The 22,337-nt window shown below is 43.8% G+C and carries 18 protein-coding genes; 8 read left to right on the top strand and 10 right to left on the bottom strand.

The genetic code is table 11. The features are described 5' to 3' along the window. Positions 1-477: 477 nt before the first annotated feature. The 3 genes from ACM0OZ_RS14755 to petB all read right to left on the bottom strand — a co-directional run bounded on the left by ACM0OZ_RS14755 (position 478) and on the right by petB (position 2,449). Complete coding sequence (locus ACM0OZ_RS14755; protein WP_096565094.1) at positions 478-915, bottom strand: ATP-binding protein; 438 nt, start codon at positions 913-915, stop codon at positions 478-480. A gap of 205 nt (positions 916-1,120) precedes the next feature. Continuing rightward, positions 1,121-1,603: a cytochrome b6-f complex subunit IV gene (petD, locus tag ACM0OZ_RS14750; protein ID WP_414583570.1), complete on the bottom strand. Its 483-nt coding sequence runs from the start codon at positions 1,601-1,603 to the stop codon at positions 1,121-1,123. Positions 1,604-1,801: 198 nt separating this feature from the next. Next, the gene (petB, locus tag ACM0OZ_RS14745; protein WP_041034082.1) at positions 1,802-2,449 is read right to left on the bottom strand and encodes a cytochrome b6; all 648 of its coding nucleotides are present in this window, start codon (positions 2,447-2,449) and stop codon (positions 1,802-1,804) included. A gap of 367 nt (positions 2,450-2,816) precedes the next feature. Between petB and ctpA the strand changes: the two genes are divergently transcribed. Further along, positions 2,817-4,061, top strand: coding sequence for a carboxyl-terminal processing protease CtpA (gene ctpA / locus ACM0OZ_RS14740; protein ID WP_414583569.1), 1,245 nt, complete (start codon positions 2,817-2,819; stop codon positions 4,059-4,061). Between the two features lie 73 nt (positions 4,062-4,134). Here ctpA and ACM0OZ_RS14735 read toward each other — a convergent pair whose 3' ends face one another. Beyond that, the gene (locus ACM0OZ_RS14735) at positions 4,135-4,839 is read right to left on the bottom strand and encodes an MBL fold metallo-hydrolase (protein ID WP_414583568.1); all 705 of its coding nucleotides are present in this window, start codon (positions 4,837-4,839) and stop codon (positions 4,135-4,137) included. A gap of 194 nt (positions 4,840-5,033) precedes the next feature. Here ACM0OZ_RS14735 and ACM0OZ_RS14730 point away from each other — a divergent pair, with 194 nt between their 5' ends. Beyond that, positions 5,034-6,527, top strand: a complete 1,494-nt coding sequence (locus tag ACM0OZ_RS14730) for a site-2 protease family protein (protein WP_414583567.1) — start codon at positions 5,034-5,036, stop codon at positions 6,525-6,527. A gap of 692 nt (positions 6,528-7,219) precedes the next feature. On the opposite strand, the gene ACM0OZ_RS14725 is transcribed toward ACM0OZ_RS14730, so the two are convergent. Then, complete coding sequence (locus tag ACM0OZ_RS14725) at positions 7,220-8,764, bottom strand: HlyD family efflux transporter periplasmic adaptor subunit (protein WP_414583566.1); 1,545 nt, start codon at positions 8,762-8,764, stop codon at positions 7,220-7,222. Positions 8,765-9,090: 326 nt separating this feature from the next. Continuing rightward, positions 9,091-12,072 (bottom strand): type I secretion system permease/ATPase, encoded by a 2,982-nt coding sequence (locus tag ACM0OZ_RS14720; RefSeq protein WP_414583565.1) that lies wholly within the window; start codon positions 12,070-12,072, stop codon positions 9,091-9,093. Positions 12,073-13,571: 1,499 nt separating this feature from the next. On the opposite strand from ACM0OZ_RS14720, the gene ACM0OZ_RS14715 reads away from it, so the two are divergent. Then, positions 13,572-13,727 (top strand): ribbon-helix-helix protein, CopG family, encoded by a 156-nt coding sequence (locus ACM0OZ_RS14715; protein WP_414583564.1) that lies wholly within the window; start codon positions 13,572-13,574, stop codon positions 13,725-13,727. Positions 13,728-13,822: 95 nt separating this feature from the next. Here ACM0OZ_RS14715 and ACM0OZ_RS14710 read toward each other — a convergent pair whose 3' ends face one another. Continuing rightward, a complete protein-coding gene (locus tag ACM0OZ_RS14710) occupies positions 13,823-14,389 on the bottom strand; it encodes a phycobiliprotein lyase (RefSeq protein ID WP_414583563.1) in 567 nt (188 codons plus the stop codon). 129 nt (positions 14,390-14,518) lie between these two features. Beyond that, complete coding sequence (locus ACM0OZ_RS14705; protein ID WP_414583562.1) at positions 14,519-15,199, bottom strand: HEAT repeat domain-containing protein; 681 nt, start codon at positions 15,197-15,199, stop codon at positions 14,519-14,521. A gap of 422 nt (positions 15,200-15,621) precedes the next feature. On the opposite strand from ACM0OZ_RS14705, the gene ACM0OZ_RS14700 reads away from it, so the two are divergent. Next, entirely contained in the window at positions 15,622-16,191 is a 570-nt protein-coding gene (locus tag ACM0OZ_RS14700; RefSeq protein WP_414583561.1) for a fasciclin domain-containing protein, read from the top strand. Between the two features lie 114 nt (positions 16,192-16,305). Here the strand turns inward: ACM0OZ_RS14700 and ACM0OZ_RS14695 are convergent, their stop codons facing one another. After that, entirely contained in the window at positions 16,306-17,745 is a 1,440-nt protein-coding gene (locus ACM0OZ_RS14695; protein ID WP_414583560.1) for an MFS transporter, read from the bottom strand. Between the two features lie 68 nt (positions 17,746-17,813). Here ACM0OZ_RS14695 and ACM0OZ_RS14690 point away from each other — a divergent pair, with 68 nt between their 5' ends. Together ACM0OZ_RS14690 and ACM0OZ_RS14685 are read left to right on the top strand one after the other, a co-directional pair. Next, on the top strand, positions 17,814-18,332 hold the full coding sequence (locus tag ACM0OZ_RS14690; RefSeq protein WP_414583559.1) for a phosphoribosyltransferase: 519 nt from the start codon (positions 17,814-17,816) through the stop codon (positions 18,330-18,332). 63 nt (positions 18,333-18,395) lie between these two features. Beyond that, a complete protein-coding gene (locus ACM0OZ_RS14685) occupies positions 18,396-18,956 on the top strand; it encodes a Uma2 family endonuclease (protein ID WP_414583558.1) in 561 nt (186 codons plus the stop codon). A gap of 2 nt (positions 18,957-18,958) precedes the next feature. Here ACM0OZ_RS14685 and ACM0OZ_RS14680 read toward each other — a convergent pair whose 3' ends face one another. After that, complete coding sequence (locus ACM0OZ_RS14680) at positions 18,959-19,876, bottom strand: AEC family transporter (RefSeq protein ID WP_414583557.1); 918 nt, start codon at positions 19,874-19,876, stop codon at positions 18,959-18,961. Positions 19,877-20,020: 144 nt separating this feature from the next. Between ACM0OZ_RS14680 and ACM0OZ_RS14675 the strand changes: the two genes are divergently transcribed. Together ACM0OZ_RS14675 and ACM0OZ_RS14670 are read left to right on the top strand one after the other, a co-directional pair. Further along, complete coding sequence (locus tag ACM0OZ_RS14675) at positions 20,021-21,235, top strand: RNA-guided endonuclease InsQ/TnpB family protein (RefSeq protein WP_414583556.1); 1,215 nt, start codon at positions 20,021-20,023, stop codon at positions 21,233-21,235. Between the two features lie 54 nt (positions 21,236-21,289). Continuing rightward, positions 21,290-22,114, top strand: a complete 825-nt coding sequence (locus tag ACM0OZ_RS14670; protein ID WP_414583555.1) for a D-alanyl-D-alanine carboxypeptidase family protein — start codon at positions 21,290-21,292, stop codon at positions 22,112-22,114. The last annotated feature ends 223 nt before the right edge of the window (positions 22,115-22,337 follow it).

Below are 22,337 nucleotides of genomic sequence, written 5' to 3'. Positions count from 1 at the left end.
CGGGGTGCTGTAGGCTATGTGAACAACAAGATTCCCGGCTTCTTTAAGAAGCTGGGAATCTAAGCATACGTGATTTTCATAAATTAAATAGGATTGCTATATTGGTTGTACATAAAACAATACGGTTCAGATAAGATTGTTTTTATGCATGAGCTCTATGTAGGTAGAGACGCCTCATGGCGCGTTTATACGGCTATTTTATTGTCACAAACATCTCCTTAACTGCTCCGTATGAGGCTATGAGATGTCTTTTTTATACAAACAAACCTTCTGAATTTTACAAGAAATTTCCCTACAATTAAATAATTTTTCGACAAAGTACGCTAGCTTTCAGAGAAACACCCGTATTTATATTTATTTAGTCAATACATGACTTTACAGGCAAAGTCAGGGAGCATTTTCCTCCAACACTCCCCGCTTTCCCAAAGCTTTAAACACCCTGCATTTGCCCTTGCTTGTTTTTCTTTTATCTGACTGCTACCCCTGTAAACCATACTTGACGATGAGCAGGCAATTTCTTCCATCTGCACCACGTTCGTAGACAACATGGTCAGCCAAGCGCCGCAGGAGAAACCATCCATAGCCCCCAACTTGGAGAGTACCTGGTTCTGGCTCTGTGATCGCATCGGGATTAAACGGTTTTCCATAATCCCAGATTCTAACCTCTAAGCGATCAATCCACAAAGAAACATCAATTTCTATGGTTGTTTCCGGTGGTAAGGCATGATGAGCATGACGCACAGCATTGGTAAAGCCTTCTGCTAATGCTAAATTGAGGCGATAGAGTTGGCTTTCTGACCAACCAAGTTGAGGCAAGTGTTGCAGACAAAATTGTTCAAACCATTGTTGCACCTGGTTTAGAAGCTTTAGTTCGCTCTTCACCGTCAGATGGTCTTGCTGCACTATGCTTAGCATTGACCTTGACTTGAATGTAAGTAAGTGAAAGTTTGTACTTTTTGTATATTACAGACTTAAGATTCTGAAATGACATCTGTATACAAAATTAAAATCCAACATGCAACCTGGATGATTAAAATTGACGCCTGTTGATTTCTCCAGAAAAGCACATCTGCACTTGCCGAGAAACTCACAGGCGTCAAAGCGCTTTGTGGGGACTAATTTAGAAAAGCCCAAAAGTGAAGGACTTATCTATTGGGAAAGTAGCACCAATTCCTAGCCACAGAGTCACCAAGGTGCCAATTAAGAACACTGTAGTCGCTACTGGGCGGCGGAAGGGGTTTTGGAATTTATTCACGTTCTCAATAAACGGAACAAGAATCAGTCCTAGGGGTACGGAACCCATTAATACCACTCCTAAGAGTTTGTTAGGAACTGAACGCAAAATCTGAAATACCGGATAGAGGTACCACTCCGGTAAAATTTCCAGCGGCGTAGCGAAGGGATTAGCTGGTTCCCCGGTTAAGGCGGGGTCTAACACAGATAGAGCCACGATACAAGCGAAAGACCCCATAATCACAACAGGGAACACGTACAGCAGGTCATTCGGCCAAGCTGGTTCGCCGTAATAGTTGTGACCCATGCCTTTCGCCAGTTTGGCTCTTAAATTTGGATCGCTCAGATCAGGTTTTTTCAGTGTCGCCATTTTTTAGTGTGCTCTCCTGCTTAAGTTGATTTAAAGCTTTTGTTAAAGCCATCAGAAGCGCGAGCATTAGCTTTTAGCTTAAGATGCGAGGGTTTGTTTTTTTGTTTCTTATGTTTCTGTTTGATTCTTCATAAGTTTAAAACAAACGACTCGCGCATTGAAACTATCAGCTCATCCCCGCTCCCTCACGACTTGTAATTACAATGGACCAGAAATGCCTTGCTTGCGAATCATCAAGAAGTGCAACAGCATGAAGACGGCAATCAGCCAAGGCAGGACAAAGGTGTGTGCGCTGTAGTAGCGAGTCAGCGTTGCTTGACCGACACTCGAACCGCCGCGCAACAAATCAGCTATCAGCGTACCGACCACGGGAATAGCTTCTGGTACACCGCTGACGATTTTCACAGCCCAGTAGCCAACTTGATCCCAAGGCAGCGAGTAGCCAGTCACGCCAAAGGAAACGGTAATCACCGCTAAGATGACACCTGTGACCCAAGTCAGTTCGCGGGGCTTTTTGAAACCACCTGTCAGGTAAACCCGGAAGGTGTGCAAAATCATCATCAGTACCATCATGCTGGCAGACCAGCGGTGAATCGAGCGAATCAGCCACCCGAAGTTCACTTCATTCATGATGTGTTGCACCGAGGTATACGCTTCGGCAACCGTTGGTCTGTAGTAGAATGTCATGGCAAATCCAGTGGCAAACTGGATGAGAAAGCACGTTAAAGTAATTCCACCCAAACAGTAGAAGATGTTGACGTGGGGGGGGACGTACTTGCTGGTGACATCTTCAGCTAGCGCTTGAATCTCCAAGCGCTCCTCAAACCAGTCGTAAACGTTAGCCATACAATCTCAAGTTCCTAGAAATCGATTCGCGGTTGATAAAGTTCCCAATCAGCAGTTTTGGGATTTTAGCAAAAAAGAATTTGCTCGTTTGCTTTTGAGCAATCAGAGTGTTCATAGTTTAAATAAAACTTTACACTCTGAAAAGAGGGTATTTATTGCGCTCTCCTAGCATCCAAACACACGAGATGTGGACACAAGGTAGATTTTATCTCTTTAGAAGTGGAATGCGCTTTGATCTGTTGACTGAACAACTTGATGAGAGCAATGCACCACTTCTATAAAAAAAGTAACATAGTCGAGAGATAGATTTCATCAAAAAGCTAGCTAGCTGGGCAAATGGCAATTTGGGTTGAACGTGGAAGTGAAAATGGGGTTCATGCACAAAAAGGTTTTTCGGGCGGGACTGTCACTGTTATTAGCATTTTGGGTGTTTTTTGGCAGCTTTTGCCAACCTGCTTTAGCTTTGAGCGACGAACAAAAGCTGGTAGCAGAAGTGTGGAGAATTGTTAATCGGACTTATCTAGATGAAACATTTAATCATCAAAACTGGGCATCGGTGCGGCGAAAAGCTCTAGAAAAGCCATTTCAAGACCATCAAGCGGCTTATTCTGCGATTCAAAATATGCTCAAGAGCCTTGACGATCCTTTTACCCGTTTTTTAAATCCAGAACAGTACCGCAGTTTGCAGGTCAATACTTCTGGGGAATTAACGGGAGTGGGGCTGCAAATCGCCCTCAACGCCGAAACTGGTAAATTGGAGGTTGTGGCTCCCATAGCGGGTTCACCGGCAGAAAAAGCTGGAATTCGACCGCGCGATCGCATCTTGAAAATTGAGGGCATCTCTACAGAAAAACTTACCCTAGACGAAGCCGCAACCAAGATGCGCGGACCGATTGGTAGTGCTGTCACCCTGTTCATTCAACGAGACACAGAGGAGGAATTGGAAATTAAACTGGTGCGCGATCGCATTGCGCTTAACCCAGTTGTCGCTGAATTACGCTCTTCCCCTGAAAAAACATCTATCGGTTACATTCGCCTCACACAATTTAATGCCAACGCTTCAATGGAGTTGGCACACGCTATTTCCAGTCTAGAAAAAAAAGGGGCTGATGCCTACATTCTCGATTTGCGAAATAACCCAGGCGGATTGTTACAAGCAGGAATTGAAATTGCCCGCTTGTGGTTAGAGTCTGGTACTATTGTTTACACTGTAAATCGCCAAGGCATTCAGGGGAGCTTTGAAGCTTTTGGTTCAGCCATAACTCGTGACCCCTTGGTTGTTTTGGTCAATCAAGGAACCGCTAGCGCTAGCGAGATTCTTGCTGGTGCATTGCAGGATAACGGTCGTGCCGTTTTGATAGGAGAAACCACTTTTGGTAAGGGCTTGATTCAATCCTTATTTGAATTGTCGGATGGTTCCGGCTTAGCTGTCACCATTGCTAAGTATGAAACCCCCAACCACCGCGATATCAATAAACAAGGTATAAAGCCAGATAAAGTCATTCCCTCTGAACCAATTACCCGTGAACAAATTGGTACCCAAGCAGATGTTCAATATCAAGCAGCCTTGGAACTTTTGGCGAAAAACTCTGTAGTGGCGGGAGCAGCGTAAGAAAAGAACGAAGAACGAAGAACGAAGAACAAAGCATAAAATTTTTCTTTCTTCAGTCTTGTTTCTTCTTTCTTCACTCTTTAAAAGAGGCGAGGCGCTCATAAGCATTATCTATAACTCGCTTCCCCCGGAGAAAGCCTGTATTTGCTCCGGGGCAAATGTACCGGAGTGTTTTTGGTGTGAAGCGTTCTAGTAGTAACTTGACACTGTTGATTTGTCGCAACCAGTGAAAGGTTTTGGTTGTTCGTAGGGGTACAGGTTCACCTTGCTGGTTGGGGAGGATATGACGCCCAGAAAACAGCACACCTCCTTGGTCATCGTAGTAAAGGCAAGACGAGCCAGGAGAATGACCAGGTGTCCAAATCAATTGTGCTGTTGAATTCAAGGTAAAATCTATACTAAAGGTCGTTAGGGCTAGTCCGGGTAATAAGTAAGCTTCTTGCTCTTGAATCAGAACCTCACAACTCAAGGCTTGCTGAATTTCTGCTGTTTTGCCAATAGCGCCGCGATGAGTGAGAAATAGGTAACGCACGCCTCCATGCGATCGCAAAAAATCTTGATTAATTTGATCCCAAGCAGGACAATCTATCAGGATATTGCCTTTGTTTCCTACAATAAAATAAGCAGTCCCCCCTAATGTGTCCCTATTTGGTGGAAATGCAAAAATTGGATTTCCCCCCCAGTCTGATTGGAGGTTTCCTTCGCTCGGGACTTCGTCACAGAAAACTGCCCGTGGTAGCTTGGCTGTATAACTAGACTCTTGAGGCAAGGGACACATGAGAAAAACCGCGTTCTTATGAGGAGTTGTAAAAATCGGGTCACAGTCTTGGACTTTTCCAGTGGCAACTTCAAAGACCAGTACCGTTGACCGTTGTAATAAAAATTAACTTTTGGGGGCATATGCTTGTAGGAAGTGCTGCAAAGCTCTGGACTACAAGCAAGGTTTAACATCTCAAAACAACTCAAGATAACATGAATTTCTGGTTTCTTCTTCTACTGGGACTAGTGACTTATTTAATGGTGCAGCGCAGTGTTGCTCAAATCACCAGAACACCTGTGTGGCTGCTGTGGCTGGTACTGATGATACCAGCACTGTTATGGACGACTTGGACGATGATATACGGGGCAAAACAACCTCCGCCAAGAGCGTTGATGATTTGGCCATTAATTATTTGTCCTTTGTTATACTGGGTGTTGTTTCAGTGGGGTCGCCGCTCACTCAAGCAGACTCATACTGAACCGCAAAAAGCAGTAGAATTACAACTGGATAGACGTAATCTGGATATACATAATACCGCAGAACCAGTCCCAGTGCGTCCCATAGAACCCCAGGAAGAAACCCAGCTACGAAATTGTTTTCCTTGGTCCGTATACTATCTTCAAAACATTGAGTATCGGCCCCAGGCAATAATCTGCCGAGGTCAGTTGAGAACTACACCAACAAACGCTTACGAGCGGATTAAGGCAAATATTGAAGAGCAATTTGGCGATCGCTTTTTAATTATCTTTCAAGAAGGTTTGAGTGATAAACCTTTCTTTGTGCTTGTTCCTAATACCCAAGCGATAAAAGGTAATACTCGCAATCAGGAGAAGATAACGCGACCAGGATTAGCGCTCATGCTGCTAGCAGTAACATTGGTAACAAGTACCTTCGTGGGTGTGAAAGTTGCTGGTGTAAATCCTACGATACTGACATCCAATCCTGCCGAACTTTTGAAAGGATTGCCCTATGCCTTAGCACTGTTAACGATTTTGGGCATCCACGAACTTGGTCACTATTTAACGGCACAGTACTACAAAATTCGCTCGACGCTGCCTTACTTTATCCCGATGCCTTTCTTTTTGGGAACCTTCGGTGCATTTATTCAAATGCGTAGCCCAATTCCCAACCGCAAAGCTTTATTTGACGTAAGTATCGCCGGACCAATCGCTGGCTTTATAGTGACCTTACCACTTCTGTTATGGGGTTTGGCTCATTCTGAGGTCGTTCCCCAAACTGAAAAAACAGGAATTTTAAATCCAGATGCGCTTAATCCCAAATATTCAATCTTGCTGGCGCTGCTTTCAAAGTTAGCTTTGGGCAGCCAGCTAACAGCAAAATCAGCTATTGATATGCATCCAGTCGCAGTAGCTGGGTTTCTAGGGCTGATTGTAACGGCACTGAATTTAATGCCGGTAGGACAACTGGATGGAGGTCACATCATCCATGCGATATTTGGGCAAAGAACAGCAGTTGTCATTGGTCAAATTTCTCGCTTGTTGCTGCTACTACTTTCTTTGATACAACCAGAATTTTTCCCCTGGGCGATTATCTTATTATTCCTGCCATTGGTTGATGAACCTGCTTTGAATGATGTCACCGAACTTGATAATAAACGTGACATCGGGGGGTTGCTAGCAATAGCTTTGTTAGTGATGATTGTGCTGCCACTACCGCAAGCACTTGTTGGCTGGTTACAGATTTAACTTCAAAGGGTTAGAAACTGTAACCTAATTCCTACCCATCTCTACCCATTAATGGACTTTTTTGGGTAAGTATCATGGGTGTTAAGTTACAATGGAGTCACGCTCAACCAGTGCGGGTTAGCAACGCTCAATTAGGGTGAAACCTATTAGACACGTACTACAAACTGGTTTTATCAAACTAAATAATCTCAAGGGAAATCCAGTACAAGTACTGTCTCTAACTGGGAGTTCGTGGTGAGACCAGTCCTGCAGGAGGGTCTCCCGACCTAGGGAACTGGCGAACCCGAAGGGTCAAACGATGGTTTAACCAAAGTAAGCAGCAATGCGCTTCGGATGATTTCTTGGAACTTATACCGCAGAGTTCCCATTGTCCAGATTTATCCACTTGTGGGTAGCTTTGGTCAGGTTTTTAGAAGCAGTAAGGAAAACCTTACGATTTTTGGTCTAATCAGAGCGAAAATTGCTGTAACGCAAATGCACACAAATTCATTATCTGTGTGCATCTGTACGGCAGTTGCTTCAACGGGGGGAACCCCCCTCCGGGTTCACCAGTCGCCTGCGGAGGGTTTCCCTCCTGCAGCGCTGGTTCACCGCAACGCACTGCCTTGTCTATCTGTGATTCTAAATACAGCTCTGGAACTTTTGCAAGATACTCGGTAGCTACACATTTTTGCAGAATATAGCTCTTATCACTATCTTGCAGTCTTCAAGCTATCAATTTGCTTTGTAAACAAATCACTGAAAATACTCATGACAGTGCGATCGCGTACTTTAATATTGACAGTGACTGACATTCCCGATTGCAGAGGTAATTGCTGATTATTCACAAGCAGAGATTGTCGATCCAAGCGAATTTTGGCAGGGAAGCTGTCGTAAGGACGAATTTGTTCAGGTGGTAGAGCATCAGAGCCAATCCAAACTAACTCACCTTTAAGCTCACCAAACTCAGTAAAGGGATAAGAGTCAATTCTAACATTAACTCTCATTCCCTTTTTGACAAAACCGATGTCTTTATTAGTGATAAAAACTTTAGCTGTAAGAGCTTCCTCCGGTACAATTTTGACAACTGGTTGACTAGAATTAGCAACAAATCCTGGAGACTTAGCTTGCAAATCGAAAACAATGCCATCGGCGGGAGAACGCAATTCTTGATATTGTAAAGTTACCTGAGCTTGGCTGATCTGACTATCAATTTCAGCAATCCGCTTCTCATCTTCTATGATTACCTTGTTCAACTCGCTATCGAGGTTAGCAATTTGTTTTTCATTGTCAGCAATTTTCGTGGAGATTTCCTTTTTTGCAGCAACTATCGTATTTCGGATCTTTTCTTTTGATTGGGCGATCGCAAATTTTAAACGTGCTTGCTCCTGAACTAACTGTTCCACCTCAGCTTGCTGCTGGCTAACTTGCTGTTTTTGATTGAGGTATTGCAGACGAGAAATTCCTCCTTGTTTAGCAAGTGTCTCTATGTTGTTGAGAATTGTCTGACTCACTGCCTTAGTTTCTTGAGCAGAGGATAACTGAATTTGAGTCTGACTCAGTTGTCTTTGTAATTTTTCTGTTTCCAATGCAGCATCTGCAAGTCGAGAATTTAATTCCGCTTTGCTAAATTCTAAACGTGCTTCTTCTTCTGGCGCTAACTGCGTATTTTTAACTCCACTCAACTGAGCGCGATACAACCGATTTTCTGCTACCAGTGCCATTCGGTTTTTTGTCAGAGAAGCTAGCCCTGGTGGTAAATTGATTTGTGAGATCGATAGCTGTGGGTTTGATAAAGCATTTTTCGCAACAAGTTGAGAGCGGTAGAATTGAATTTCTTGCCTCAATGTATTGCGAACTTTCTGTAGAGAAACAAGTTGAGATTTTGCTGCTGTTGGATCTAGCCTCAACAGTAAATCACCACGACGTACTTTTTGTCCGTCCTTGACATAAACAGCTTTAACAACTCCGTTTACAGGTGTCTGTAATTCTTTGACGGTATCTTGCGGTTCTAGCTTTCCTTGAGCTGGAATCGCTTCCTCAATTTTGGCTACATTCGCCCAAATCACGACCAAACTTGTCATTCCTATCAGTCCCCAAAGAATAGTTCGTGACCAAAAAGGCGATTGTCTTAAAACAACAGATGGTGTAGATTCGCTATTCTCACTAGAAGATACGGGTACTTTGATTTCACTCTCTAATACTCTTTGAGAGAGTAAAGGTTTTTGCTCAAATTTGGTTCCGTTTAGTTCACTCATAGCCATAGTCACCAGTTAAGAGTCAAGAGTTGTCAAGGCGCTTTCATGAGAGCGCGTCTGTACATTAGAAACGCTTTTATTCAAGGCGTCTGTACATTAGTCAAGAATTAAGAGTCAAAAATTATTCTTCTTCCCTGCTCCCCTGTTTCCCTGCTACCCTGCTTTCCTGCTTCCCGTCTCTTTAACAGTTACCAGTTATCAGTTATCAGTTATCAGTTATCAAGTACCCGCAGTATCAAGATGTCCCAAGTCAATCTTCTCACTGGTCACTGCGGCTGGTACTGGTCACTGGTCACTGCGGCTGGTACTGTTCACTGTTCACTGTTTTAAAGTTGTGATTCCTGTTGTTGAAAAAGGCAGTAGTAACGTCCTTGTTGCGCCATTAGTTCATCGTGGGTTCCCTGTTCTACAACTAACCCTTGATCTAATAGCAGAATGATATCAGCATTCTTCACTGTACTTAAACGGTGGGTAATAAAAAACACTGTTCTACCCTGAAAAGCAGCTGCCAAATTCTGACAAGCTTGGCGTTCAGACTGGTAATCTAAAGCACTGGTTGCTTCATCGAGAATCAGCAAGCGGGGGTTTTGCAAAACTGTACGAGCGATCGCAATACGCTGGCGCTGTCCTCCAGATAAAGCTGAACCTCTCTCCCCGACTCTGGTGTTATAACCATTGGGCAGAGACATAATAAAGTCATGGGCGACAGCAACTTTGGCTGCTGTCATAATTTCTTCAGTTGTCGCATCCGGATTTGTCAGCGCAATATTTTCCTGTATAGTGCCGTCAAACAAAAGTGAGTCTTGAAGCACCATGCCAATTTGACGGCGTAGGGAATAGAGTTCTATTTTGGCGATGTCGTAGCCATCGACGAGAATTCTGCCAGACTCCAAGTCATATAGTCGTGGTAAAAGCTTGGTCAAAGTGCTTTTCCCAGAACCACTTTGTCCCACAATGCCGACAAATTTTCCTGCTGGAAAATCAAGGTTAATATTATTCAACTGAAGTGGACCATTGGGTGCAAAGCGAAACGAGACGTTTTCATACTTAACAGCGCCTTTAATTGGGGGTATTGGAATATTTTTGCGGTCTTCTTCGTCAGTTTCCGACGGAGTATCCAAGATATCAGCGAGGCGTTCCAAAGAGAGAGCTGTTTCTTGAAAGTTTTGCCACAATTGGGTTAATCGTAGTAAAGGAGCCGTGACGTAGCCAGCAATAATACGGAAGGCAATAAGTTGTCCTAAGGTGAGTTGTCCTTTGAGTACTAGGTAGGCTCCCACCCATAACACAAACAAGGAAGAAACTTGGTTAAGAAAATTGCTAGTGACACTAGCAGCAGTGGAAGTAACAACAGTTTGAAAACCAGCAGTCACATAGTTACTGTAGTATTGTTGCCACTGCCAGCGCGATCGCAACTCAATATTTTGCGCTTTGACTGTTTGAATCCCTGACAGCGCTTCTACTAAATAAGATTGTGTTTGGGAATAACGCTCAGCTTTGGTACGCAGTTGTCGGCGCACGATGGAGGAAAAAAACATCGTCATCACAGCAAACACGGGTACAGTCGCCAAAGCAACAAGAGTCAGTATCCAACTGTAGAACACCATCACCACGATGTAGATTGCACCAAAAACTGCGTCCAACACCACTGTTAAAGCAGTTCCTGTCATAAAAGAGCGGATATTTTCCAGCTCATTAGCGCGAGTCGCTAGTTCCCCTACAGGACGCCGTTCAAAATAGCGCAAGGGTAAACGGAACAGACGGTCAATAATTTCTGAGCCTAAAGTCAGATCAATTCGGTTAGTCGTATCGACAAATAAATAAGTGCGGACACTAGTTAAAAGTCCTTCAAAAACAGCCATCATGAATAGCAAAACACCCAACACATTCAGGGTTTCAAAGCCGTTTTGAATAATCACTTTGTCGATAATTATCTGGATGACTAACGGATTAGCCAGACCAAAGACTTGGACAAAAAAGGAAGCAATTAGGACTTCGAGTAGAACTTTGCGGTATTGCAGCAGCGAAGGGATAAACCAACGTAAGCTAAACCGTTGTTTCGGGGTATATTTGGCAACCTTGAGCAGCAATACCTGACCTTCTTCGCCCCAATTCTCAACAAAATAGTCAGGCTCTTGCTGGATAATGCCAACTTCTGGTACACCTAGCACCAACTTCTTTTCGCTAATTTCATAAATAATTGCGAAAGTATCTTGCCATCGAATCATCGCAGGAGCTTGCAGTTTTGTGATTGCTCTGGCTGAGACAGTGATAAATTGAGTATTTAGCCCGATTAGTTCAGCAACCGCACCGCAAAGCTGTAGTGAAAGGGTTTGAGTACGCTCAACCTGGTTGGTCAAGACTTGATGAATCACATCCCGGCGAAAGGGCATATTTAAATGCTGGCTCAGCATTTGGAAGCAAGCCAAAGTCGCGTTTAGAGGACCTCTACCATGAACATGAGGATACTTTGGCTGTGATTGACTGCTCGATGGTTTTTCTGGCTGGCGAGGATGGTCAGGTGCATAAGGTATTTGCCCCAGCAAGGGGTTTATCCTTGAGGAATCTCTGATTGCAGACGCAGACGCAGAAAGGGTTGCCCGAGGCAAACCTACCAAGCGAACAAAACCAAAATTCTCTACGTCTAGATAGGTTACGACATTTTCTAGTTCTAAACGACTTCCCACAGGAAAATCTTTTAGCATCCCGCCACTGACAAACCACACCAGTTCAGGGTCTAGCTGCTCCAAAGGTATTGTTTCCTCTAGGAACGTGCAGACAACTGCTTCGTCTAATACTTTTAGAGTCAATTCTTTGATATCTGTCACACCATATGAAACTAGCACAGCTTCACTATCCGCTCGCGGTCCTAATTCAGCACTCAGTAGCTCAAAAACCTCGACAGCACTACAGCGATTCTCAAAGTAAATACCAACAGCAGGAGAATTTCTGAGCAACGCTAAAAACTCTGTGGCGTTTAGAGTCAGACAAACGATTTCTGTAGAAGCTATGACTGTTTCGCATGGAATCCCCCTTAGCAAACTAGTCCAACCCAGAATTTCTCCGCTTTTAACTAATTGCAGTGTTTCAGGCATCTGAGTATTAGGGTCATAACTCAGCAAGCGAGCCTGTCCTTCATAAATGATTGATATTTGAGCAGGCATTTGGTTCCGCACCAAAAGATTTTGACCCATGCGGTAACGCAACATCTCAAACTTTGGAATTAATTTTGCCAGTTCTGATGTTGGCAGTTGATTGAAGGGGAATAATTCAGAGATGAACTCTTGTATAGAAGCGGTATAAGTCATGCGGTTTTGGATTAGCTATTTGTCCTTAGTCATGAGTCATCAGCCAAAAGTCTGAGACTTTTGACTTTCATCCCACTAGTTTTAATCCCTTTCACCCTTCGGGTATCTCCTCCGGAGACGCTACGCGTCCCTCGCTTTGCGAGGAGCTTACGCTAACCCGTTCAGTGTATCCATGGCTGATTCGGGAGCAGCTAGCTGTGCTAACGCCGCTCTTGCGTGTCCACGGTGAGGGGTTTACGCCAGTTCCCGCTTGTTGGGAAACCCTACCAAGAGCGCTGCTTGCTCGCTGGCTCTTTCATGGGAACTTGAAGTTTCCCATCTGTGCACCTGAATTCAGAAGGGGGTATCGGCTGAAAGTACAACAGAAGTTAATTGTTTATCCCTGCTTTTTGAGCCACATTTCAAACAGTTTCTCTCTTGAGTTACTAGCACATTGGTTGATCCAATCGTGCAAAGATAAATTTCTTCAGGCACTGCAATACAAACCACTCTCCCATCTCAGTGGAACATCAAAGTTAATTTGGTTTAGTTATGGCAGATATTTGCACCAATATTGAATAGAGTGCTTTCGGTAGTTTTCTCTGTTGTTATCTTACTTACTCCCCTAGCTCGTGTATGGGAGATTGAAACAACCCTGGCTATTTTTTGGTAAGCACTCCTGCTTGCACTTTATTTTACTTTGTCAGGAATGAAAAATCAGCACTATATTAATTTAAGTGTGATTTTAAGGAGATTGTACCGTAAAAACGTATTTACTTTTGCAAAATTTTACACAAGTCACGGTACTATTACTGTACAATTGTTATATTTTTTACTTAAAAACTATAATGAAAAGTTTTTTTTAAAACTTTACCAATGAAATAGCCCCCGCTAACGGGGGCTATTTCATTTAAAACTTTAACTATCTTGACATTTCCACAGCGAAAAAGCGATGGGATTCTTGGGCTGAGAGCGCGCTTTTAGCTTGCGCCTAGTTGCGTCTTACTTTCTCATGTCACACCGTTGCAGATGCTTCCTCAAGCGTTAATTTCCGTGTGCCCCACGGTATTCTATCAATTCTACCACAGCCGCTCTACAACACTTGGACAAATGTAGACAAAATTGAACAACGTTAAAGAATCCCCCAGCTTTTTGTTAACTTACGCGATCGCGATCGTTTCATAGCTGTGGGGAGTGTCAATAAGCAAAAGTGACATACTCCTACACTGACTGCAAGCAGTGAGCGTGTAGGCTTCTCAGCGACTCCCGGTATCCCGTCGGACATTAACTGAGCTTTATTTTGATTCCACGGGATGCCCCACCGCAGAATTGAACAAGTACAAATGTTCAAGCCTTTGTACTGTCAGAGTTTTACCTACCCACAGGATTGCACTTACGAGAAGTCTAGTTACTGGGTAGAACCCCATACTCTGAGTTGTCAAGGTACTGTTTTAGGAATGACCAGCATTTTCGGCTTTGTCATCTGATACTATTGTAATGCAAATATCATTACAAGTCAAATGACAAAAGTGAATTTAAATGTCCGCATAGATCACAAAGAAATGGAAACACTAGAAAACTATGCAAGGGAGACAGGAAGAACCAAAACAGATATTATCCATGAATACATCAGAAGTTTGGCGATTCGTCGCCCACCCCATCACTTATCTGATTAAAATCAAATATTGCTCAAGGGTGGGACTCCTCACCGCCCCAAAATTCATCTCATCACTCCCCTCACGGGTGAGTGAGAGGCTTCTTTTGGCTCTAGCTAACTTAATGCTGAGTTAGTTGCCTCAGAAGCTTTTGCTGTAGGCTGACTGCCACCCATGCGAATCTCAGAAGTGAACGAAGCCATACTAAAGCCACCAAAACGTTTCAGCACACTCACGCGCATCCGTAAATTGGGACTGGCAAACCACAAGCGTTCCTCAGACCACATAGTTTCATACTCTGTAATTAGAGTTAACGCCTCATCACTGCCCATCTTGTAGCGTCCGGCGACAGGTGCTTTCTCGGCATAGCCCATTTCCCGCAGCAACTTGCCTTCATTGGGATTATCTTCGTCTGGAACGGCAACCAACACTGTAGAACCTGTGTGCTTTTCTTCATCCCATTCCATCGTGCCATTCCAAGTGACTCTCGCACCACAGGAAGCGCCTTTCGGGTCAATTTCGTACTGTTGACATAGTTTGACCACTTCTGGATGATCAGCAGGCAGCGTCTCTATCATGATGTCTGATTTGCCGTCTTCTGATTGCTTAAAAGCCAGATGGTGACTGGTACGATGGGAAAACCATTTACCAACGCTCAGTTGAAAAAACTCTTCTATATTCATCAATGAAATTACCTTGCTTCAAAATCCTTTTCTCTTACTTATTCCAAGGTAGCAGGAGCGAGGTCCCAGGGATGAGGAATTAGGGAGTGATTTCGACCGTACTCCCCGCACTTTTTTCTGTACACACCTTTAAGCTTGATTTCCTGCTTCTTCCAACCGTTTAAGGGAAATCCTCGCTGCCTCAGCAACGTGTTTATGGTTATCTTTTTCCAGGTATTTTAAAGCCGAAATACTCTTGGGGCTGGGGAGATGACCTAAGGCTTCTGCAAGACGCTGGCGCACTAACCAATCTTCTGATTGGGCAAAGCGCAGAATTTTATCTACTGACTCGATGTCTTTGATTTCTCCTAGCGCGGCGATCGCTGCTTGGTGTAAGACAACTTCCTCGCTATCCAATGCTTGAATGAGGATTTCACGGGCGCGCAGGTCTTTAAGATTACCAAGAGCTACCGCTGCACTAAAGCGTACTAGCCAGTCTGTATCTTCATAAAATATCCGCATCAGCGGTTCAAGAGCTCGAACATCTTCTAAGTATCCTAAAGCACCTGCAGCGTCGGCACGGATACCATAATCTGGGTCGGTTTCCAGAATTCGCACCAAAATTGGGTAACATTCTTCTGTTTGCTTGATTCCCAAGGCAAAAATTGCCATTGATCTGATTTGCAGCGATTCGTCATCCAATACCTTTTTAATTAAAGGGACTGCATCCTCTGCGGGAACATTCCTCAACGAAGCAAGGGCTACCATGCGATCGCCCGAATTTGAACTTTCTAACCGAGTGGAAATTTCTTGTAAGCTTGGGGCTGCCATTTAGTCTAAAGCCTTTTTTCCATTCATGTTTATATTAAGTATCATTACAAATTCTCAGGCATATTAGCTAAATAGAGTGGTGCGCATATCCGTACCAAGTTTATCCAAAGATACAACCATAAAACCTGGCGTTAAGCTTATACCAGCAATAGACATCTCCAGAAATTAATTGTGCATTGTCTACCATCCTTGTAGAGACGCGCCATGGCGCGTCTCTGTTTTTCACCAGATGTGCCAACCAAGTTTTGCAAGTTTCAATCCCGTTCGATCAATAAAAGTTAACTTCTGAGTGTTTGTCTACACAAGTGCCAGAGAGCCTCCTAGTTCTGGGGTTACGGAAATTTTGTTAAAATTTTTGTCAATTTCGGAAACAAATCTTAATCAAAGGAGTCGTATATTTACATAGTCTCAAGCTAACACCCATGAAAGCTCAACAATCTCAACAGTTATTTGCTAAAACAGTTGGTATTGCGATCGCTACAGCTAGTCTTTTGGTCAGCGTTCCAACCTTCGCTGGTTCTCAGCCAGCTTCATCGAGCAAGCCTGCCACATCGGTTTCTCAAACAACTGCTACAGGTACAATTATCGATGTTGCCAGCGCCAATCCTTCTTTCAAGACTTTAGTAGCAGCTGTGAAGGCAGCAGACCTTGTAGATACCCTGTCTGGTAGTGGTCCATTTACTGTATTTGCACCCACAGATGCTGCATTTGCAGCTTTACCTAAGGGAACTTTGCAGAAACTGCTTAAGCCAGAAAACAAGGCAACCTTGCAAAAGATTTTGACTTACCATGTTGTACCTGGCGCAGTTGATTCCAAAACCCTCAAATCTGGTCAAGTCAAAACAGTTGAGGGTAGCTCAGTTAACGTTAAGGTTAATAAAGGTAGTGTTACGGTAGATAAGGCAAAAGTCACCAAAGCAGATATCAAAGGCAGTAATGGCGTAATTCATGTGATTGATAAAGTCATTCTTCCTGCTGATCTGAAACTGTAGTATCTCACAGCAATTTTCAAATCAATAAACTACACATACACCTCTCTCCTCATAGGAGAGAGGTTTTTAACTTCCTTCCCAACCCTTGTAAGGGTTGCGGCTGAGACAATACATTTACTTCTGACGTTCCTTAAGTTTCAGTAAAATTTGTGCATGCACCTCACGGCTAAGTGGGTAAAAATACGTTAAAACTAAGCCACAAATCAAAGCGATCGCTGGTATGGGACCAATAGAAAAGCGAATCACTTCTAACACCGAATCTGGTTGAATTGGTATCGGGATTTCGTTTGTGGGTTTAATATAACCAGCGCTACCCAATTGTTGTAAAACCAAGTTCACTGCAATCCCCAAGCTGATTTTTTGCACAAACACTATAAAACTATAAAAAATGCCTTCTCGTCGCTGACCTGTATTTAATTCATCAAGTTCAATCACATCAGGTAACATCGACCAGGGAACAAGATAAGCCGTAGATACTCCAAAACCTGCTAAGACTGCTAAAACGTACATGAACACAACTTGACCTGGCTGTACGAAAAACAGTCCACTCTGGGCGATCATCCACACACTCATTCCCATGAAGTACACGGCTTGTTTACCGTAGCGCCGACTGATAGCACTCCAAACAAACAGCATAGACATAGCAGTTCCTTGCACCGCCAAAAGCACTAAGCTAATGTGCCATTGTGGAAGACGCATCCAACTGGTGACATAATAGGGAATAATACCAGCCGTTAGCTGCACAGCTAACCAAGAACACAAATAAATGCCCACCACAAATAAGAAAGGGCGATTGGTAAAAGCAATTTTGAGTTGCTGCAATAAGGGAATAGAAACAGTTTGCTCGGTTTCTGGGTGTAACTTTGCTACAGCTTGGGCGCGTTTTTTGGTTCCCCAAACACACCAATACACGGGCAAAACAGAGATAATGGCACAAATGGCTCCTAGTAGTAAAAACTGTTGGCTGCGGTTACTAGGAATCATGAGGGAGATGACTAAACCGATAACCAGCGCAAGAATGCTACCGCCAATAGAAAAGGTAAAGCGAAAACTGTTAAGACTGGTGCGTTCGTCGTAGTCTTGGGTGAGTTCTGCTGTCAGAGCAGTGTATGGTAAATTGACAATTGTATAAAAAGTATTAAACAAAATTGAAATTGCAGTGTAATACCAAAATAAGCCCCACTGATTCGCCTGATCGTTATTACTGAAGTGGGGTACAATCCACTGCAAAAAAAAGAACACTCCAAAGGGAATTGCTCCCCAGATCATCCAGGGATAGCGCCTTCCCTGCTGGCTTTGGGTGCGATCGCTCAACACCCCCACCATCGGATCGTTCACCGCATCCCAAACTTTCCCGACGAGCTGGGTTTGTCCTGCTAAATTGGGATTTAAACCAGCGACATCCGTAAGGAAGGGAGACAAATAAGAAATCCCAATCATAGCAGAGATTGCAGTACCCAAATCCCCAGCACCGAAAGCAAGCTTGGTACTCAAATCCAGTTTTTCACTTTCAGGAGTCTGTTGGGAATAACTCTCAGAAGCAGAATCGCTCATAATATCTTGCGCTCATATTAAAATCAAAGGAATTTGTCATACATTCTTAGCAATAAATTAAGTTCCCTATGCCAGACCTTTACGTTTCTTGGTCAGATTATCACCAAAAAATTGAACAACTGGCTGCTCAAATTTATGAATCCGGCTGGAAATTCAACCAGATTGTTTGCCTTGCTAGAGGGGGGCTGCGAGTGGGAGATATCCTCTCACGTATTTATAAGCAGCCTTTGGCAATTTTGGCAACCTCATCATACAGTGGCTCTGGTAAGCAAGAAAGAGGAAAATTAACATTTTCTCGTCACTTGACGATGACCACTGAAAATTTAGGTTCGCGCATTCTTTTGGTGGATGACTTGGTAGACTCTGGGGTTACACTCAAGGAAAGTATCCCTTGGCTAAAACAATACAGTGATTCTCCAATTGAGGAAATTCGTACTGCTGTTATCTGGTACAAAGCTTGTTCGGTTATAGCACCTGATTACTACGTTGATTACTTGTCTGACAATCCCTGGATACATCAGCCTTTTGAACCTTACGAATTAATGAGTCCTGAGGATCTTGTGGCAAACGTGAGTCAGTTGTGTTGACGGGATTTGTCATTCGGAACGCAACTCAGCGCTCTTGTAGATAGCAATGGGAAAATAAAGCAAATGGTTCCAGTCAAAATTGAACTGACGCTACAAGAATTCCTTGCACTGCCAGAAGAGGATATTACCTATGAATTAGTAGATGGAGAAGCTCGACCAAAGATGTCTCCTAAAAGATTCCATTCTAGACTCACAGGCGCACTTTATACCCTCTTGACTCAGTGGTGCCAAAATAGCAGCGGTGAAGTAGGCATTGAGTGGGCGGTCACTCTTAAGCGCAATGGTCGAGATTGGGTGCCAGTACCAGATCTACTCTATATTTCCTATTCTCGCCTGCCGAGCGATCGCCTCTTCGATGAAGCTTGCCCAATTCCTCCAGAGTTAGCCATCGAAATAATTTCTCCAGAGCAAACTTTTGGAGAAATGAGCGAAAAAGCTACAGATTACCTGAATGCAGGTGTAATGAGGGTTTGGGTAATTGATAGTAAAGCCAAAACTATCACCATTTTTTATCCTGATGCTCCACCGCAGACAAAAAGAGGAGAGGCAAGTTTAGCCGATCCGCTTTTTGATGGGCTTCAACTCACACCTGCGTCAATTTTTCAACTAGCAGGAATTCCTTAGAATCAAAACAGCCACAACCAAATCGGCAGAGTCACCAGTAACACCATCGATCCTACAGCCAATGCAGTCACTGCAAGGTCGCGATCAAGATTGAAGGTTTCCGCAAGAACCAATGTGGCAAAAGCTGGAGGCATCGCCATTTGCAGTACGATCGCCCGTGCTGTTGTCCCAGTTAAACCAAAAAGTGGTATAACACAGCCTAAAATCAGAGGGACGAGTAGCATTTTGATGCCTATGCTAACGCTTGCCCTTGGTAAGCTATGCCATGAAGTAAGTTTACTTAGTCGCATCCCAATCAACACCAGAGATAAGGCTACCCCACTCCAAGCAATTTGCTCTAGCCAAAATTCAACGGGTGCAGGGATTTTTACCTGTCGAAATAGTAACCCAAACCCGAAACTCCATAGAGTAGGATTGATGATAATTGCCTTAACAACCTGTAAATGAGTATGAATACCACCGCCATAACGAGCCGCTAGAGCAGCACCTAGTCCGTAAGCCCCGAGTGTTGTCCCGAGTAAATCATAAAACAGCGCCCAGGCAAAGTATTGTGTACCAACTATTGACAAGGTAACCGGATAACCAATATAACCTGTGTTGCCCACCATTGCCGCTAAGATAAAACTCCCTTGAGTCGATTTGTGGGGTACAGTGTTTGTCAGATGAGCCTGCGCTTTTATTCCTACCCAAGCGAAAACTGCGCCTAGTAAAATGGCTAAGTGGGCGATCGCTGCTGCCATCCAAATTTGTCCTGACAAATCGGCTTTGCGTAGAAAAGCTACAATGCTTATCGGTACTCCTACCCAGAATAAGAACTGCCCTACACGGGTAGGAACTATAGCAGGTAGTTTGCGTCCCAAAGTGTATCCGACTAGGACGGGGAACACTAACTTGACGTAGAGTTCTAGGAGGTTTGTCAAAATGAAACCTAGGTATGTAGATGCAAAATTTTACCTCGCAGCGTTTCTTTTTCTCCAGTTTTCCGAAAATTTGGGTTTAAAGCCCCGTCTGCGCATGAGCGGCTTTTGTATGCTAAAATATTTACGTAGGGTTTTTCCACGCAAATGATTGTCCTGGAGTTCAAGGCTAAGGGAAAAACAACTCAATACACTGCCATTGATTCGGCAATTAGGACGACTCAATTTGTCCGCAACAAAGCCGTTCGCCATTGGATGGATAACCAAGGTGTAGGACAGAAAGATCTATATCGCCTGAGTAAAGTATTGAGAGATGAATTTCCTTTTGTTAAAGCCCTGAACTCTAGCGCTTGCCAAGCAGCCATCGAAAGAGCTTATAGTTCGATAGCTCGGTTCTACGATAACTGCAAAAAATCCATTCCTGGAAAGAAGGGCTATCCACGCTTTCAGAAAAATTGCCGTTCAGTCGAGTACAAAACTTCTGGGTGGTCTTTATCTGAAACTCGCAAACAAATCACTTTCACGGACAAAAAAGGAATTGGCAAGCTTAAACTTAAGGGAACGTGGGATTTAAACTTCTATCAACTAGAGCAGATAAAACGAGTAAGGTTAGTGCATCGGGCTGACGGATACTACGTTCAATTTCTTATTAGAACAGAAAGCGTTGTACAAGATGTGCAACCAACAGGCAAGAACATTGGATTGGATGTAGGACTCAAAGAATTCTATACCGATACCAATGGTCATACTGAGCCGAATCCTAAGTTTTATCGGATTGGTGAGAAACGGCTGAAGTTTCGACAACGACGCGTATCTCGTAAAAATATTGGCTCTGCCAACCGGAAGCGCGCCATTAATAAGTTAGGGCGAGTACACCTCAAAATAAGTAGGCAGCGTGAAGAACATGCCAAGCGAGCGGCACGTTGCGTAATCCAATCTAACGATTTGGTTGCCTACGAAGATTTGAGGATTAAGAACTTAGTTAGGAATCATTGTCTCGCTAAGTCGATTAATGATGCAGGTTGGTATCAATTCAGAAAGTGGTTGGAGTATTTTGGGATTAAGTTTGGCAAGATAACGGTTGCAGTAAACCCTGCCTATACCTCCCAAGAATGCTCTAAGTGCGGCACTCATGTGAAAAAGTCTCTGTCTATGAGAACTCACGCTTGTCAGTGTGGTTTTGTGCTGGATAGAGACTCGAATGCTGCCATTAATATTCTGAAGTTAGCCTTGAGTACCACAGGGCATGTGGGAACTTGGGTCTATGACCCGAACGCTTCGGGAGATTCGACCTCTACTTTGGCTGGAGCAATCTTGTCAGAGCAAGTTGGATCTATGAACGAAGAATCCTCACGCCTTTAGGCTGGGGAGTGTCAAAATCTGTTATGGATATTGAACAAACGCAGGAGCTGACTCTTGGATAATGCTGGGTTTTCTGAAAAACCGCAAGATACACCATCTACTTCTGGTGAAGATATTCCAGAAGCTTTACGCGATACTCCTGATGCAGCCCCCAAAGTAAGCATTCGCCCATTGGTTTTGATGATTGGGGGAGTTGTGGGAGTTGCCTTGATAGCCGTCGTCAGTGGTTTTTTGTTTTTCGTCGTCGCACCCAAAAAAGCAAAAGATTCTCAGCCTTCGCCTCTTAGTTCAACTCCTGTAACTCCATCAAAAGCGGGTAATTCAGCCACCTCGAAGGATAATATAGTCTTGGGGCATTTTTCCTACACAGAAGCCCCTGAGTCAGAACTACAACCGATTTCTAATGATAGGCGCATCAAAATGCGAAAAGCCGCAGCGCAGAAGTTTCTAGAAATGGTAGCAGCAGCGCGGAGTGCGGGAGTCGTTTTGGTGCCTATTTCCGGTTTTCGCTCTATAAAAGACCAAGAACAGTTATTTTTTAGCGTTGGTGCCCAGCGGAATCAGACACCAGCGCAACGGGCTGCTGTTAGCGCTCCCCCCGGTCACAGTGAACATCATACAGGTTATGCTGTGGATATTGGGGATGCAGCAGCACGAGCAACCGATCTGAATCCAAACTTTGAAAAAACTAAGGCTTATCAATGGTTACAGGCAAATGCAGCACGTTTCGGCTTTGAGATGTCCTTTCCGAAAGACAATGTTCAAGGTGTGAGTTATGAACCTTGGCACTGGCGTTTTGTAGGCGATCGCGATAGCTTAGAAACTTTTTACAAAGCTAAAAATTTGAAACCCGCTCAAATCCAATCAACCCCTCAGTAGTTCATGTGCCAAGGAAAGAAGCGAACAAAGGGGAGAAAAGACCCCCCTCATTTTCCTGATCCTCTTGATTAGACCCCACATTCCGCAGTATCAAAACATAACTTGGTACGATTTCTTGCTTTCCGTGTTGACTTGAGCTTTAAATCTAAAAGATATTAGGACTTACTCAGTGTAGTCCCGAAACGTAGTTAAACGGTGTCAACCATAGTTTTTGGGTTCAAAA

The sequence above is a fragment of the Scytonema sp. PCC 10023 genome (genome assembly GCF_963920835.1).
GTDB lineage: Bacteria > Cyanobacteriota > Cyanobacteriia > Cyanobacteriales > Nostocaceae > Kalymmatonema.
This window is presented reverse-complemented; position numbering and strand designations above follow the sequence as displayed.

What these genes read in the sequence shown, in the direction of transcription:
- ACM0OZ_RS14675 (WP_414583556.1), top strand. Translation starts at nt 20,021, where the DNA reads ATGATTGTCCTGGAGTTCAAGGCTAAGGGAAAAACAACTCAATACACT.
- petB (WP_041034082.1), bottom strand. Translation starts at nt 2,449, where the DNA reads ATGGCTAACGTTTACGACTGGTTTGAGGAGCGCTTGGAGATTCAAGCG.
- petD (WP_414583570.1), bottom strand. Translation starts at nt 1,603, where the DNA reads ATGGCGACACTGAAAAAACCTGATCTGAGCGATCCAAATTTAAGAGCC.
- ACM0OZ_RS14720 (WP_414583565.1), bottom strand. Translation starts at nt 12,072, where the DNA reads ATGACTTATACCGCTTCTATACAAGAGTTCATCTCTGAATTATTCCCC.
- ACM0OZ_RS14700 (WP_414583561.1), top strand. Translation starts at nt 15,622, where the DNA reads ATGAAAGCTCAACAATCTCAACAGTTATTTGCTAAAACAGTTGGTATT.
- ACM0OZ_RS14725 (WP_414583566.1), bottom strand. Translation starts at nt 8,764, where the DNA reads ATGAGTGAACTAAACGGAACCAAATTTGAGCAAAAACCTTTACTCTCT.
- ACM0OZ_RS14685 (WP_414583558.1), top strand. Translation starts at nt 18,396, where the DNA reads ATGGTTCCAGTCAAAATTGAACTGACGCTACAAGAATTCCTTGCACTG.
- ACM0OZ_RS14710 (WP_414583563.1), bottom strand. Translation starts at nt 14,389, where the DNA reads ATGAATATAGAAGAGTTTTTTCAACTGAGCGTTGGTAAATGGTTTTCC.
- ACM0OZ_RS14735 (WP_414583568.1), bottom strand. Translation starts at nt 4,839, where the DNA reads ATGTGTCCCTTGCCTCAAGAGTCTAGTTATACAGCCAAGCTACCACGG.
- ACM0OZ_RS14695 (WP_414583560.1), bottom strand. Translation starts at nt 17,745, where the DNA reads ATGAGCGATTCTGCTTCTGAGAGTTATTCCCAACAGACTCCTGAAAGT.
- ACM0OZ_RS14730 (WP_414583567.1), top strand. Translation starts at nt 5,034, where the DNA reads ATGAATTTCTGGTTTCTTCTTCTACTGGGACTAGTGACTTATTTAATG.
- ACM0OZ_RS14755 (WP_096565094.1), bottom strand. Translation starts at nt 915, where the DNA reads ATGCTAAGCATAGTGCAGCAAGACCATCTGACGGTGAAGAGCGAACTA.
- ACM0OZ_RS14715 (WP_414583564.1), top strand. Translation starts at nt 13,572, where the DNA reads ATGACAAAAGTGAATTTAAATGTCCGCATAGATCACAAAGAAATGGAA.
- ACM0OZ_RS14705 (WP_414583562.1), bottom strand. Translation starts at nt 15,199, where the DNA reads ATGGCAGCCCCAAGCTTACAAGAAATTTCCACTCGGTTAGAAAGTTCA.
- ACM0OZ_RS14690 (WP_414583559.1), top strand. Translation starts at nt 17,814, where the DNA reads ATGCCAGACCTTTACGTTTCTTGGTCAGATTATCACCAAAAAATTGAA.
- ctpA (WP_414583569.1), top strand. Translation starts at nt 2,817, where the DNA reads ATGGGGTTCATGCACAAAAAGGTTTTTCGGGCGGGACTGTCACTGTTA.